Here is a 14,505-nt window from a genome sequence, read left to right as displayed (position 1 = left end):
CATGGCTAAAACACTATATGAAAAAGTCTGGGATAGTCACGTAGTTGTGGCTGCTGAGGGTGAAGCGCCGATTATCTATGTTGATAGGCATCTAGTTCACGAAGTGACTTCACCACAAGCTTTTAGTGGTTTAAAGGCTGCGGGCCGTAAACTACGTGCGCCCGAAAAAACCTTTGCGACGATGGATCACAACACCTCAACGATTAGTGCTAGTTTAGATGCACTTAGTCCTATGGCGAGAATTCAAGTTGAGACGCTAGAACAAAACTGTAAGGAGTTTGGCGTCCGTCTTTATGATATTCATCATAAAAACCAGGGTATTGTGCATGTGATGGGACCTGAATTAGGTATCACTCTGCCGGGTACAGTGATTGTATGTGGTGACTCACACACTGCGACTCATGGTGCATTTGGTGCGCTAGCGTTTGGTATTGGTACGTCTGAGGTTGAGCATGTCATGGCAACCCAGACTTTGCGTCAGCTAAAAGCTAAGACAATGAAAATTGAAGTGCGTGGCAATGTAGCAAGCGGCATTACAGCTAAAGATATTGTGCTAGCCATTATCGGTAAGATTGGCATGGATGGCGGTACAGGTTATGTGGTCGAGTTTTGCGGTGAGGCGATTGAAGCCTTGACCATGGAAGGCCGAATGACTGTTTGTAATATGGCAATTGAAATGGGAGCGAAAGCGGGCATGATTGCACCAGACGCTACTACGGCAGAATATCTTAAAGGCCGAGAATTTGCGCCAAAGGGTGCAGATTGGCAGCAAGCGCTTGCTGCATGGGAGTTATTAAAAACTGATGCCGATGCCGTATTTGACACAGAGGTTGTACTTGAAGCAAAAGATATTGCGCCGCAATTAACTTGGGGGACAAATCCAGGACAAGTTGTTGCAATTGACCAGGTAGTGCCAAACCCAGCAGAAGAAACTAACTCGACAGTTAAAACCAGTATTGAGAAAGCCCTAGAGTATGTTGATTTACGTGCTGGCACACTGATGACAGATGTCAGTATTAATAAAGTGTTTATTGGATCATGCACAAATTCTCGTATTGAAGATTTACGTGCAGCAGCGGAGCACGCTAAAGGTCGTAAGGTCGCCGATGGTGTCAAAGCGATTGTGGTTCCAGGTTCTGGTTTAGTTAAAGAACAAGCTGAAGCCGAAGGCTTAGATAAGGTGTTTTTGGAAGCGGGCTTTGAGTGGCGCTTACCTGGTTGCTCTATGTGTTTAGCTATGAATGATGACAAGCTGGAAGCGGGCGATCGCTGCGCATCGACGAGTAATCGTAATTTTGAAGGACGACAGGGACGCGGTAGCCGAACTCACTTGGTGAGTCCAGCAATGGCAGCTGCAGCAGCCGTTGCTGGTCATTTTGTTGATATTCGTAAGCCATACTAGGAGCACAGCATGCAACCATTTATCTTACACACAGGGCTTGCCGTTATCTTAGATAGTGCCAATGTCGATACCGACCAAATTATTCCTAAGCAATTTTTGTCAAAAGTCACCCGTGATGGCTTTGGCGTGCACCTTTTTCATGATTGGCGCTATTTAGATGATGCGGGCGATCAGCCTAACCCAAGCTTTAATCTGAACAAGCCGCGCTATAAAGGTGCTTCTATTTTAGTGTCACAAGAAAACTTTGGTTGTGGATCAAGTCGTGAGCATGCGCCATGGGCTTTAGCGGACTTTGGTTTTAAGGTCATTATAGCGCCGACTTTTGCAGACATCTTTTATGGTAACTCGATTAATAACGGTTTATTGCCAGTTAAGTTGACTGACGCTGAAGTCAAACAATTGATGGCAGAGGTCGACGCGAGTGAGGGGGCGGAGATCTGTGTTGATCTAGAGGCGCTTACGGTGACATCGCCTTCAGGCTCGGAGTTCAAATTTGATATTGCCCCATCCGCTAGGCATAACCTATTAAATGGGCTGGATGCGATAGGTTTGACGCTGTCACATGGCGATACAATTGCTAACTATGAAGCCCATATACCGAGTTGGAGAGGTTGAAATCGCTTAATTTAGGTGATTAATATTGGCGTACAGTCGTACCAACAATTAGTTTTCGCTAAGCCATTTAGATATTTATCTAAATGGCTTTGTTTTATTTAGCCTCTTCTAATTTATTTTAGTTGTTGTTTTTATTGGTGTTTAACTTCTTTGCTGATATGAGATTTTATTATTGCAATCTTGGGTAGTGATTTATGCTGTAATTGCTTTGTTTTTTGAGTGAACAGGTGTTTTTAGTGTTTTTGTGGTTTTTACTGTTATTTTTTAATTGTTTAAGTTGTATTTCTGCTTTTATTTTTAATCTATTCAGCGACGTTTTTACTTGGTTTGTGCATACTTTCGCTGTTTTAAAGTGTGATCTTAACCGTTTTTTGTCTAAGATTTGATTGTATTGGTAGTGTTTTGTGCTGTTTTTTATAAAGTACTTGTAAAGATATTCTGCAGTTGTAGAATCGCCGCCATTAGAAAGTGGAGTTAATACTCTACTTTTTGTTAACATAATTAGAGATGACACATGAATAAGCGTTTAATTACACTTGCTGTGAGTACAGCACTTTTGGGGACGGTTACACAGGTTCAAGCTGCAGGCTTTCAATTAGCTGAATATTCAGCAACAGGTCTGGGCCGTGCTTACGCGGGTGAAGCTGCAATGGCTGATAACGCCGCTGCGCAGTTCCGTAACCCAGCAATGCTGACTTACCTAGAAGGTACTCAAGTTACAACTGGTGCTATTTTAGTTATGCCAAACATTGATGTTGACGGTGTTGTGACATCAGGTGGTACAGCTACGCCTTCATCGGCTAAAGATATTGCTGGCGATGCAGTAGTGCCGAATTTTTATGTGTCACATCAGCTAAACGACCAATGGTTCCTTGGTGTAGCTCTTGGTAGTAATTTTGGTATGGCTACAGAGCTGGACGATGACTTCCTTGGTACCCAGTTTGGTAACGAAGCATCTATTACTGCAATCGAAATTAATCCAAACGTGGCTTACCGTATTAATGAACAGTTCAGTGTTGGTGCTGGTGTTCGCTTAGTGCTAGGTGAAGGTAGCTTTGGTGCTCAAGCACCGACTTCAACGGGTCCTTTACAAGGGAAAACGCTTAAGTACATGGAAGGCGATGATATCTCTTGGGGTTGGCAACTAGGCGGTGCTTGGCAGATTAACGCCAACAACCGCATTGGTTTTAATTATCGCTCTGAAGTTGAGCAAAACCTAGAAGGTGAAGCCAGAGGTTTAGGCTTTGACGTTGCAATGATCATGCAAGGAAAAGCTCCTTCAAGTCATTACGATGGCTCTATGGAATTAGCGTTACCAGCGACAGCTGAAATCGCGAGTTTCCATCAATTGACAGATAAGCTTGCTATTCACGCGAGTGTTAACTGGACTGATTGGAGTTCATTTGAAAAGCTAGAAGCGATGATCCCAGAGATTTCTGCTGATCCAATCCTAGTTAAGCAAGAGAACTGGGAAGACAACTACCGCTTTGCAGTGGGTGCAACTTACCAGCTATCAGAAAAGTCGACGCTAAGAACTGGTGTTGCTTACGACCAAGCTGCAGTGTCTGATGCTAATCGCACAACCACAATTCCTGAAGTTGATCGTCTATGGTTGAGCGTGGGCTACGGCTACCAGTATAGCGATAACCTAGACTTTGACTTTGGCGCGACTTACATTTTTGCTGATGAGTCTCCAATCCATGAACATGATGAAGATTCTGCTATGTTTGGTGGTACTTTCGAAGGTCAAGTCAGTGGCAACATCATCCTAGTGGGTGTTCAGGCGACTTATCGCTTCTAATAACTTAATGCTTTAGTTAGCGACTAGAATATTGCCGTCAGCTAATCAATTAAGTTTGTTAGAAAAAGCCTCGCATTAGCGAGGCTTTTTTGTATCCCACTCTAGGTCATAACTTCAGATTAAGGACAACTTATAAAGAAATTTGAGACCTACTTTAGGGGGTTGGCTTGTCATGTTGGTTTCATGGTAAAAAAGATAAACAATGCTAAGTTAGTGGCAGTTACTGACTCCGCTAGCGTATAAAATTAAGATTATCCACTCTAAAATATCGAAATAAACAAGAGGTTTATCATGAAACCCTATATTTGGTTATTAGCGCTTAGCGCGAGTTTTAGTAGTTTTTTAGTGCAGGCAAATACGAGTCAATTTCAGACAATCACGGATCAAGACCCTGAGGCTGTGAAGGTCGTAAAACAGTTTATTGAAGGTTTTAATGCTCAGAGTGTTGAACAGTTGATTCAGCATACAACTGAAAATGTCCATTGGTTTAATTTATCGGGGTTAAAGATGGATATTGAAACCTCGACTCAACATGAGCTCGCTGCTGCAATGAGCGACTATTTTGCTAGCCTTAATGATGCTAAAGCAAGATTGCGCCAAATTGTAGTGTCTGCCAATTATGTTAGTACAGTAGAGGAGGTGACTTGGAGCCATGACGGTGAACAAAGTAGCCAATGTAGCCTTGGTGTCTATCAGTTAAAAGGCAATAAAATTAGCGCGGTTTGGTATTACCCTGCTCATACTTGCGATCAGGTGACTTCGCCACAGTATGTTGAGCCTGAAATTGGTTTGCTAAAAGAAACGCGACAATAAGGAAAGAATCAGTGTCAAAGAAATACATCATTGCGTTGGATCAGGGAACAACGAGTTCTAGGGCTATTGTGTTTGACCATAATACCAATATGGTTGCTAGCTCTCAGCGTGAATTTAGCCAAATGTATCCCAAGCCAGGTTGGGTAGAGCATGACGCAATGGAGATCTGGGCGTCGCAGAGCTCAACGTTAATTGAAGTACTCGCTCGCGCTGACATCCACAGTGAAGATGTAGCTGCTATCGGGATCGCCAACCAACGTGAGACCACTGTAATTTGGGATAAAGCCACAGGTAAGCCTGTATATAACGCTATTGTTTGGCAATGCCGACGTAGTAAGGATATTTGTGAGCAGTTAAAGGTATCTGGATTTGAAGATTACATTAAGCAAACCACAGGTTTAGTGCTAGACCCTTATTTTTCAGGTACAAAAATTAAATGGATTTTAGATAACGTCGAAGGCGTGCGAGAGCGTGCCCAAAAAGGTGAGTTGCTATTTGGCACCATTGATACTTGGTTAGTGTGGAAGCTAACGGAAGGAAAGGCTCATGTCACTGATCCAACTAACGCATCTCGTACCATGCTGTTTAATATTCATACCCAAGAGTGGGATGACAAATTACTGCAAGCGTTAGATATTCCACGCTCTATTTTGCCCGAGGTTAAACCCTCATCAGCGGTGTATGGCCATACACGTATTGCCGGTGAAGGCAGTCATATTGCAATTGCAGGAATGGCTGGCGATCAGCAAGCGGCGTTGTTTGGCCAATTGTGTATCGAAGAAGGTATGGCGAAAAATACCTATGGTACAGGCTGTTTCTTATTAATGAACACAGGGCTTGAAGCCGTAAAGTCTAAGCATGGCTTATTAACGACTATCGCGATTGGTGCTAATGGTGAAGTGAACTATGCGCTAGAAGGCTCAGTCTTTATGGGCGGCGCGACGGTTCAATGGTTGAGAGATGAACTGGGCCTAATTCGAGACGCACAAGATACTGAGTACTTTGCATCTAAAGTAGAAGATACCAATGGTGTTTATCTTATTCCTGCATTTGTTGGCCTTGGTGCACCCTATTGGGATCCCGATGCAAGGGGCGCGTTGGTGGGGTTAACGCGAGGGGCTAACCGTAATCATATTATTCGCGCAGCTCTAGAGGCGATAGCTTATCAAAGTCGCGATCTACTCGATGCCATGGCTAAAGACAGTTCTGTAGATCTTAAACAAATTAAAGTTGATGGTGGCGCAGTGGCTAACGATTTCCTTATGCAGTTTCAAGCGGATATTACCAATGTTGAAGTGCAACGCCCTGAGCTAACTGAAACCACGGCAATGGGGGCTGCTTTCTTGGCAGGTCTAGCGGTTGGTTTTTGGCAATCTACTGACGAGTTGAAGTTAAAAGCTGGAGTTGAGCGCAGTTTTACACCGCAAATAACGGCAGCCAAGCGCGATGGCTTGTACCTGGGTTGGCAGCAGGCTGTTGCACGCACTCGTTAATTGTGGCGATTGACTCTAGCGGTAATAGTTGGCGCTAATTTTGTTTACTATTGCTTTAATTGCTAACCATAAAGTTTACACCTTTTTCTGCTCATTAATTATCAAGCAGTTCATTGGCAGAAGCTAAATGTTGATATCAATCTTAGTGTGCGTATCTTCAGTGTAGTTGTCTTGAGCAGCCTCAATAGTTTGAGGCTCTAGAGGTTGGCGCCTATCTCTTCTTGAGCCTTTTCGTCTTTCAAGTCTTGGCTCTAGAGGGAGTTCTGGTAGTGCTGCTTGGCGTCTATCATTGGTCGCCGAACGTCGTTCAAGGTGGTCGGGCAGTTGTGCTTGCGGTTGTTCTTGGCTATCTGCGTTGATAGCGCTGCTGGCATCCATAGGTTTAATTTTCTTTTTGGCTTTCACTTTGGCTGTTACCGGCTTAGCAAGCATGGCATATACGCTATCTAGGCTTATCATCACAATCCTCCGTATTTTATGTCCTTTAACTTATATATCGGCCGAAAGTGATTAAAATTTAGACTTTTAATTGCTTTGGTTATTTCATGCCGATATTGCGAATTGTTTAAGCTACAGGTTAATTATGATTAATTTTTAAAGCGTTTTATTGAGCATAACAGCTTGAATCGCAGCTTAATTGAGGTTGTTAAAGTCATTTTGAAAAAGTCGTTTCTGGGAAAATTATCCACAACAATGTATTTAAGATAATGATTCCCCCATGTTTTCTGTGTGTTTTTCCTACTTTGATGGGCTGCAACCGTATAAAAACTCCACATGAATCCCTATCTAAGCTTTCATTAAAAATGTGAGCTAACTAGCTGCTAACCCGCTTGGTTACTGGATTTTAAATCAGCGCCTTTCCTTGACAACCCTTGCGTTCTATCCCTAAACTTAGCTGTTGTGGGGAAATGTGGATATTTGTGGGTAATTTATAGAACAACAGGGATGACAATAAGGTGTTTTCTGGGGCAAGCGCTATAAATCTTGATACCAAAGGACGGATCGCCATACCAAAGCGATACCGTGAGCCTCTGAGTGCCCGCCATAATAGCCAACTAGTCGTTACTGTGGATATCCAATCAACTTGTTTATTGCTGTACCCCATTCAAGAGTGGGAGCTGGTTGCAGCTAAACTCGCATCACTTTCCGATACACAACCTACCGAAAGAGCAATCAAGCGATTGCTGCTCGGATACGCCCATGAGTGTGAACTCGATGGTAACGGCCGTATGCTGCTACCTCCTCCTTTACGCCAATATGCCAATTTAGATAAGCGGGCAATGTTGGTTGGCCAGCTTAATAAATTTGAGCTGTGGGATGAAGCTACATGGCAACAACAGATTGAGCAGAGTCGCTTAGCGATTCTTAATGAAGATTTGGCTGCTAACGAACGTTTAGCGGATTTTTCACTTTAGCGAGTGATACTTAAAAGTAGAAGACAACCATGACACAAGAATTTGAACACCTATCAGTGCTGTTAACGGAAACGGTTGCAGGCTTAAATATTAAACCAGATGGCATCTATATCGATGGCACATTTGGTCGTGGTGGTCATTCTCGAAAAGTGCTTGAGCAGCTTGGGCCTAATGGTCGATTAATTGCCATTGATCGAGACCCACAAGCGATTGCTGCAGCAGAGCAATTTAAAGACGATAGCCGTTTTCAAATTGTTCACGGTGGTTTTGGTCAGCTGGCTGACTACGTTGAAGACTTAGGTTTAAAAGGCCAAATAGATGGCGTGCTATTAGATTTTGGTGTGTCTTCGCCGCAGCTTGATGATGCTGAGCGTGGTTTTAGCTTTTTAAGAGATGGTCCATTGGATATGCGTATGGATAACTCTCAAGGTCAAACGGCGGCGCAGTGGATTGCCCGTGCTGAAATTGAAGATATGGCATGGGTGTTTAAAACCTACGGCGAAGAGAAAAATGCCCGTCATATTGCCCGTTGTATTGCTGCTGACCGCGAAAAAGCGCCTTTCTTACGCACTACTGAGCTTGCAGAGCTCATTGCGCGCATTACCAAGAATAAAGAACGCAATAAGCACCCAGCAACACGCGTATTCCAAGCTATTCGTATTTATATCAATAGTGAGCTAGAGCAAATTGACCAAGCATTAGAAGGTGCATTAACCGTATTAGCGCCTGAAGGACGTTTGTCGGTTATCAGCTTCCATTCACTTGAAGATCGTATGGTTAAGCGTTTTATTCGTCGTAATAGCCAAGGTGAAAGTGTGCCACATGGTTTACCTATTACTGAGGAAGAAATTAATAAGTCACGCAAGTTAAAAGGTATTGGTAAAGCGATTAAACCTTCAGTTGAAGAGATTGAGCGTAACGCTAGGGCGCGTAGTTCAGTATTGCGAATTGCCCAGCGTCTGCCGTATGACGTTGAAGCGATTTAGAGGTTTAAGTGAATAAATCGCAATTGAATTTAACTCGCATCGTGTTGCTAGATCTTTGGCATCACAAGTGGGTAATGATTTTAGCGTTGCTAGTGATGTTGAATGCAATTGCGGTGGTGTACACCAGCCATGAAGGGCGTAAGTATACCAGTCAGTGGGACCAGTTATTACAAGAACGAGACCGGCTTGATATTGAGTGGCGTAACCTGTTGTTAGAGGAGCAGTCACGTTCAGAGCATAGCCGTATAACCCGGATAGCGACTAAAGAGCTGAATATGAATCGACCGCTACCCAAAGACGAAGTTGTGGTGAGAGTGCCATGAGTAAACAGGCAAAACGCAAACAAAAACCGCAGTTAATCCAATGGCGTCTTTACGTTGTTGTGGCGTTTGTTTGCCTGATGTTTACCAGTCTTATTGGTCGTGCGGCTTATATTCAAATCATCGAGCCTGAAAAGCTTCGTCACGAAAGTGATATGCGTACATTACGTACTACCAGTCGTGAAGTGCAGCGCGGCCTGATCACCGATCGTAATGGAGAGATGCTCGCGGTGAGCGTACCGGTAAAAGCTGTGTATGCAGACCCTAAAGTCGTACACGATAAAAACGGTTTTGCGGATATGCGTCGCTGGCAAGCGCTAGCTGATGTGTTGCATGAACCTAAAGAAGATATTCTAAAGCGTGTTCAATCTAACCCTCGTAAACGATTTACTTACCTTAAGCGTCAGGTTACTCCGGCCGTTGCCGATTATATCCGTCAGTTAAAACTGCCAGGTGTTTATCTTAAACCTGAGTCGCGCCGTTATTACCCTACGGGTGAGATTTCTGCGCAGTTAGTGGGGATTACTAATATCGATGATAAAGGTATTGAGGGCATTGAGAATACCTATAACGACTGGTTAACCGGTACACCGAGTAAGCAAAAAGTGCGTAAATCTCGAGACGGGCACGTGGTTGAGCGTCTCGATATGGTGCAAGAGGGTGAAAGCCCAAATGATTTAGTACTTAGTATCGACCAACGTATTCAACAGCTCGCTTATCGTGAGCTGAAAAAGGCGACAGAAGTTAACCAAGCGACATCAGGTTCTATTGTGGTGCTTGATGTACACACTGGCGAAGTCTTAGCGATGGCAAATACGCCATCTTACAATCCCAACTCCCGTGAGAATCTGCAAAGTTATCGTATGCGTAATCGTGCACTGACAGACTCTTACGAGCCCGGTTCTACGATTAAACCATTCGTGGTTGCTGCAGCACTAGAAGCTGGCACCATCAAAGCTGACGAGATTATTAAAACTCACCCTGGCCGTATGCGTATTGGTGGCAAGATTGTCCGTGATGGTCGTAACTATGGCGACTTATCGCTTAGCGGTATTTTGGTGCACTCAAGTAACGTAGGTATGACTAAGATAGCTTTGTCTATGCCAGTTCAAGAGCTACTTGGCGCATACCAAACCATGGGGTTGGGTAACTATTCCGGTATCAATTTAGAAGGCGAAAGTGCAGGTCTAATTCACGACCGTCGCCGCTGGTCTGAGTTTGAGCGGGCCACACTTTCCTTTGGTTATGGCTTAATGGCAACCCCATTACAGTTAGCCAGAATGTATTCAATTTTAGGCAACAAAGGCGTTCTTTATCCGGTTTCGATTTTAAAGCTCAAGCAAGAGCCTGAAGGGACGCAAGTACTTTCACCTGAAGTGGCGCAGAACGTCATGGAAATGCTGGTGGGAGTAACTGAAAAAGGCGGCACTGCATTAAAGGCACATATTGAAGGTTATCCCGTAGCGGGTAAGACAGGTACAGCACGTAAAGCTGTTGCTGGTGGCTATGGTGAAGACTACGTTGCGCTATTTGCCGGCGTAGCACCAGTGCATAATCCAAAGCTAGCAATTGCTGTGGTCGTTAACGAGCCAAAGGGTGATCGTTACTATGGTGGTGATATTGCCGCACCTGTTTTTGCTGCCGTTATGTCTGGTGCCTTGCAGATGCTAAATGTTGAGCCTATTTCAAACCGTGAAAAAGTCCGCTTAGCTGCAAATTCTAGGAGTGTAGAATGATGCTAATACGTGATTTATTGGCGCCATGGTTTCATTATTCGGGAGCTGAAAGCTTCCAAGAACTTACGCTGGACAGCCGAGCTGTGCAAGTGGGGGATCTGTTTGTTGCTATCCCTGGTTATCAGGCTGATGGCCGTAAATTTATAGCCGCCGCATTTGAGCGCGGCGCTGTAGCAGCTTTAGTCCATACGGACTTGCCAGATGAACACGGTAAAGTCACTAATGAAGCTGGCTTACAGGTTTTGTTTTTCCAATTAAATCGTCAGATCTCAGCTTTGGCCGCGCAAGCTTATCCGTTAACTGCATCACGACCCCAAATCATAGGCGTAACCGGTACTAACGGTAAAACTTCTGTCACTCAACTGGTAGCACAATTACAGTTGTTGCAGGGTAAACAAACTGCAGTAATGGGCACATTAGGCAATGGTCTATGGGGCGAGCTTGTCGACAGTGGCAATACTACTGCTGATCCAGTGACTCTTGTTAAACAACTACAAGAATTTGAACGAGCAGGTGCACAAACCTGCGCGATGGAAGTCTCTAGTCATGGTTTAGTACAAGGCCGTGTAGAGGCAGTGCCGTTTGATGTTGGCGTGTTTACCAACTTAAGCCGTGACCACCTCGATTACCATCATACGATGGAGGCTTACGGCGCTGCTAAAAAGCGTTTATTTCAATTTACTAGCTTACGTGCAGGTCTTATTAATTGTGATGATGCCGTTGGGCGTGAATGGTTGAATGAGCTGGCGTCAAACAAGTTATTAGCTTACAGCGTTAAAGGTGATTTAAGCGCGGATATTTATACTAAAGAGTGTCATTTCCATGATGCCGGCGTGTCTTGCACTCTAGTGTGGCCGCAAGGTGAAGCGCAGCTGGAGTCGCCGTTATTGGGAGACTTTAACCTAGCTAATTTAGTTGCGGCACTTGGGGCGCTTTATTTACTCGGTGAAGATATGCCAGCGTTGGTGGCTTTAGCGAAGCAATTAGAGCCTGTTGCTGGACGGATGGAACGCTTTACTACTGCTAATGACGTTACCTTAGTTGTGGACTATGCACATACGCCAGATGCAATTGAGCAAGCGTTAAAAGCGCTACGCGTGCATTGCAATGGCACGCTTTGGTGTCTGTTTGGCTGTGGTGGCGATAGAGATAAAGGTAAGCGACCTATGATGGCAGCAAGTGCTGAACAATTTGCCGATAAAGTCATGGTGACTAGCGACAATTGCCGCACTGAAGATCCACAAGCCATTATAAATGACATTCTAGCGGGATTAACTTACCCACAGCAGGCATTAACTCAAATAGACCGTCAGCTCGCAATTAAAGAGATAGTTGCACAGGCCAGAGCGGGAGACATGGTGCTGTTGGCCGGTAAGGGCCACGAGACTTATCAAGAAGTTAATGGTGAAAAATTGAATTATGACGAAAGAGCCTTTACTAAGGCTATTGCTGAAGGTGCCCTATGATTAGCGTATCTTTGGCTGAGCTAGCAAAGCGAATAAATGGTCAGTTGATTGGCAATGACCTACAAATCGATAGCGTTTCGAGCGATAGCCGAGCCGTTAATAGTCAGACCCTGTTTGTGGCGATAAAAGGCGAAAAATTTGATGGCCATTGTTTCGCTCAAGCTGCGGTTGATGCTGGCGCTAATGCATTACTGGTTGAACGTGAATTACCAATAATTGCGACGCAATTGGTTGTTGAAAACAGCCAAAAGGCGATGGGTGAAATAGGTGCTTATGTGCGTGAGCAAATAGCTCCTACTTGTATAGCCTTAACAGGTTCAAACGGTAAAACTAGCGTTAAAGAGATGATTGCAACCATCTTGTCTCAGCATCATCAGGTGCTTTACACCGCGGGTAATTTTAATAATGAAATTGGCGTGCCGTTAACCTTGTTAAGACTGCAAGCGGGCGATGAATTTGGTGTCTTTGAATTAGGTGCCAATCACGCGGGTGAGATCGATTACACCTCAAGCTTAGTTAAGCCAAGCGTTGCCATGGTGAATAACGTAGCGTCAGCCCACCTTGAGGGTTTTGGTTCTTTAGAGGGCGTAGCCAAAGCTAAATCGGAGATTTTTAACCATATTAGCATCGGTGGCACAGCCGTTATTAATGCTGATGATGCATTTGCTGATGTAATGCTTCAGGCCTCTAGCCACGTTAAGCAGTTATGTTTTGGTATTAAAAATGAAGCATCGAGAGATCTCGATATTTTTGCTACAGATTTAATTGCTGATGCCTATGGGCGATATGCCTTTAGCCTTTGCTATGGTGCAGAAGTGCATAGAGTGGAGTTGCCGTTGGCTGGGCGTCATCAGGTGTCAAATGCGTTAGCAGCAACAAGCATGTGCTTAGCATTGAATTTATCTTTAGCTGAAATATGCCAAGGACTTAGTCTGCTTAAACCTGTAAAAGGGCGTATGTTGCCGAGCCAGCTTGGTCGAGTCACTGTGGTTGACGATAGTTATAACGCGAACCCTGCTTCTGTTGGCGCAGCAATTGACTGGCTTCAAGAAATTAAAGGAAATCGCTGTTTAGTACTGGGCGATTTAGGGGAATTAGGCGACAATGCCGCCCTTTTGCATCGTGAGCTTGGTGAATTAGCTAAGGCAAAGGGCGTTAATTCGTTATTTTGTGTTGGCACGCTAAGCGCGGGTGCTAGTCATGCTTTTGGTTCCAAACATTACCAAGATATAGAGAATTTGGTTGCAGGCCTAATTCAATATATCAATGAATTGCCTGCTGAAGTCACTGTGTTAGTGAAAGGTTCTCGCAGTGCAAGAATGGAACGTGTAGTTGAAGCTTTAACAATGGCCTTTGGTCGCGGGGAGTTTGTTTAATGCTGGTTTACCTGGCTGAGTATTTAACCCAATTTTACAGTGGGTTTAACGTATTTTCGTATGTCACATTTCGAGCTATTTTAGGCTTGATGACCGCTATGGTGTTAAGTCTTTGGTTAGGACCAAAGATGATTGAGCGTTTGCAGTTAATGCAAATTGGCCAGGTGGTACGTAATGATGGTCCTGAGTCACACTTTAGTAAGCGTGGTACGCCGACTATGGGCGGTTTGCTGATCCTTGCAGGTGTATTTATCAGTGTATTGCTGTGGGGTGACCTAGGCAGTCGTTATGTATGGGTCGTGCTATTTGTTTTAGGTAGTTTTGGCTTGATCGGCTTTATTGATGATTACCGTAAAGTAGTTCGCAAAGACACTAAAGGTTTGATTGCTCGCTGGAAATACTTTTGGCAATCAGCGGCCGCATTGACCATAGCTGTATACCTGTATGCATCTGCGGCAAGCCCAGATGAAACCCAACTTGTAGTACCTTTCTTTAAAGATATTATGCCGCAACTTGGTGGTTTCTTTATCGTATTGGTTTACTTCACTATTGTGGGTTCAAGCAACGCGGTTAACTTAACTGACGGCTTAGATGGTTTGGCGATTATGCCAACCGTGATGGTCGCAGCAGCCTTTGCACTCATCGCTTATCTTTCTGGTCACGTGCAGTTTGCTAATTATTTACACCTACCTTATTTGCCTGGTGCAGGTGAGTTAGTGATTGTTTGTACCGCAATTGTTGGTGCGGGTCTTGGCTTCTTATGGTTTAACACCTATCCAGCACAAGTTTTTATGGGCGATGTCGGCTCATTAGCTCTTGGCGCCGCATTAGGTGCAATTGCTGTATTGGTTCGCCAAGAGATTTTACTGGTGATTATGGGCGGCGTATTTGTAATGGAAACGGTTTCAGTAATCCTGCAAGTCGGCTCATACAAGTTACGTGGTCAGCGGATTTTCCGCATGGCACCTATTCATCACCATTATGAGTTGAAGGGCTGGCCTGAGCCACGAGTGATTGTACGTTTTTGGATTATTTCATTGTTCCTAGTGCTGTTAGGCCTAGCGACACTGAAACTTAGATAA

The 14,505-nt window shown here is 44.3% G+C and carries 13 protein-coding genes; 12 read left to right on the top strand and 1 reads right to left on the bottom strand.

The window, feature by feature from the left end; translation table 11 throughout:
- Position 1 precedes the first annotated feature (1 nt).
- From leuC to glpK, 5 genes are all read left to right on the top strand, one after another.
- On the top strand, positions 2–1,402 hold the full coding sequence (leuC, locus tag L2747_RS15420) for a 3-isopropylmalate dehydratase large subunit (RefSeq protein WP_248999904.1): 1,401 nt from the start codon (positions 2–4) through the stop codon (positions 1,400–1,402).
- 9 nt (positions 1,403–1,411) lie between these two features.
- Positions 1,412–2,017, top strand: coding sequence for a 3-isopropylmalate dehydratase small subunit (gene leuD / locus L2747_RS15415; protein WP_248999903.1), 606 nt, complete (start codon positions 1,412–1,414; stop codon positions 2,015–2,017).
- A 514-nt stretch (positions 2,018–2,531) separates the two neighbouring features.
- On the top strand, positions 2,532–3,818 hold the full coding sequence (locus L2747_RS15410) for an outer membrane protein transport protein (RefSeq protein ID WP_248999902.1): 1,287 nt from the start codon (positions 2,532–2,534) through the stop codon (positions 3,816–3,818).
- Between the two features lie 291 nt (positions 3,819–4,109).
- Entirely contained in the window at positions 4,110–4,631 is a 522-nt protein-coding gene (locus L2747_RS15405) for a nuclear transport factor 2 family protein (RefSeq protein ID WP_248999901.1), read from the top strand.
- 11 nt (positions 4,632–4,642) lie between these two features.
- Positions 4,643–6,124 (top strand): glycerol kinase GlpK, encoded by a 1,482-nt coding sequence (glpK, locus tag L2747_RS15400; RefSeq protein WP_248999900.1) that lies wholly within the window; start codon positions 4,643–4,645, stop codon positions 6,122–6,124.
- A 123-nt stretch (positions 6,125–6,247) separates the two neighbouring features.
- On the opposite strand, the gene L2747_RS15395 is transcribed toward glpK, so the two are convergent.
- Positions 6,248–6,586, bottom strand: coding sequence for a hypothetical protein (locus tag L2747_RS15395; protein ID WP_248999899.1), 339 nt, complete (start codon positions 6,584–6,586; stop codon positions 6,248–6,250).
- Between the two features lie 494 nt (positions 6,587–7,080).
- Between L2747_RS15395 and mraZ the strand changes: the two genes are divergently transcribed.
- The 7 genes from mraZ to mraY are packed head-to-tail and all read left to right on the top strand — an operon-like array spanning position 7,081 to position 14,505.
- Positions 7,081–7,539 carry a division/cell wall cluster transcriptional repressor MraZ gene (gene mraZ, locus L2747_RS15390; RefSeq protein WP_248999898.1) on the top strand — a complete coding sequence of 153 codons (459 nt, stop codon included), beginning with the start codon at positions 7,081–7,083 and terminating at the stop codon, positions 7,537–7,539.
- 29 nt (positions 7,540–7,568) lie between these two features.
- Entirely contained in the window at positions 7,569–8,525 is a 957-nt protein-coding gene (gene rsmH, locus L2747_RS15385) for a 16S rRNA (cytosine(1402)-N(4))-methyltransferase RsmH (protein WP_248999897.1), read from the top strand.
- An 8-nt stretch (positions 8,526–8,533) separates the two neighbouring features.
- The gene (ftsL, locus tag L2747_RS15380; RefSeq protein ID WP_248999896.1) at positions 8,534–8,848 is read left to right on the top strand and encodes a cell division protein FtsL; all 315 of its coding nucleotides are present in this window, start codon (positions 8,534–8,536) and stop codon (positions 8,846–8,848) included.
- Positions 8,845–10,581, top strand: coding sequence for a peptidoglycan D,D-transpeptidase FtsI family protein (locus L2747_RS15375; protein WP_248999895.1), 1,737 nt, complete (start codon positions 8,845–8,847; stop codon positions 10,579–10,581). The genes ftsL and L2747_RS15375 overlap by 4 nt, the downstream gene beginning before the upstream one ends.
- Complete coding sequence (gene murE / locus L2747_RS15370; protein ID WP_248999894.1) at positions 10,578–12,047, top strand: UDP-N-acetylmuramoyl-L-alanyl-D-glutamate--2,6-diaminopimelate ligase; 1,470 nt, start codon at positions 10,578–10,580, stop codon at positions 12,045–12,047. Before L2747_RS15375 ends, murE begins: the two co-directional genes overlap by 4 nt.
- Positions 12,044–13,423: a UDP-N-acetylmuramoyl-tripeptide--D-alanyl-D-alanine ligase gene (locus L2747_RS15365; protein ID WP_248999893.1), complete on the top strand. Its 1,380-nt coding sequence runs from the start codon at positions 12,044–12,046 to the stop codon at positions 13,421–13,423. The genes murE and L2747_RS15365 overlap by 4 nt, the downstream gene beginning before the upstream one ends.
- On the top strand, positions 13,423–14,505 hold the full coding sequence (mraY, locus tag L2747_RS15360) for a phospho-N-acetylmuramoyl-pentapeptide-transferase (protein WP_248999892.1): 1,083 nt from the start codon (positions 13,423–13,425) through the stop codon (positions 14,503–14,505). Before L2747_RS15365 ends, mraY begins: the two co-directional genes overlap by 1 nt.

It is taken from the genome of Shewanella marinintestina (assembly GCF_023283845.1).
Taxonomy (GTDB): domain Bacteria; phylum Pseudomonadota; class Gammaproteobacteria; order Enterobacterales; family Shewanellaceae; genus Shewanella; species Shewanella marinintestina.
This window is presented reverse-complemented; position numbering and strand designations above follow the sequence as displayed.

What these genes read in the sequence shown, in the direction of transcription:
- L2747_RS15405 (WP_248999901.1), top strand. Translation starts at nt 4,110, where the DNA reads ATGAAACCCTATATTTGGTTATTAGCGCTTAGCGCGAGTTTTAGTAGT.
- leuD (WP_248999903.1), top strand. Translation starts at nt 1,412, where the DNA reads ATGCAACCATTTATCTTACACACAGGGCTTGCCGTTATCTTAGATAGT.
- murE (WP_248999894.1), top strand. Translation starts at nt 10,578, where the DNA reads ATGATGCTAATACGTGATTTATTGGCGCCATGGTTTCATTATTCGGGA.
- L2747_RS15375 (WP_248999895.1), top strand. Translation starts at nt 8,845, where the DNA reads ATGAGTAAACAGGCAAAACGCAAACAAAAACCGCAGTTAATCCAATGG.
- L2747_RS15365 (WP_248999893.1), top strand. Translation starts at nt 12,044, where the DNA reads ATGATTAGCGTATCTTTGGCTGAGCTAGCAAAGCGAATAAATGGTCAG.
- mraY (WP_248999892.1), top strand. Translation starts at nt 13,423, where the DNA reads ATGCTGGTTTACCTGGCTGAGTATTTAACCCAATTTTACAGTGGGTTT.
- leuC (WP_248999904.1), top strand. Translation starts at nt 2, where the DNA reads ATGGCTAAAACACTATATGAAAAAGTCTGGGATAGTCACGTAGTTGTG.
- rsmH (WP_248999897.1), top strand. Translation starts at nt 7,569, where the DNA reads ATGACACAAGAATTTGAACACCTATCAGTGCTGTTAACGGAAACGGTT.
- L2747_RS15410 (WP_248999902.1), top strand. Translation starts at nt 2,532, where the DNA reads ATGAATAAGCGTTTAATTACACTTGCTGTGAGTACAGCACTTTTGGGG.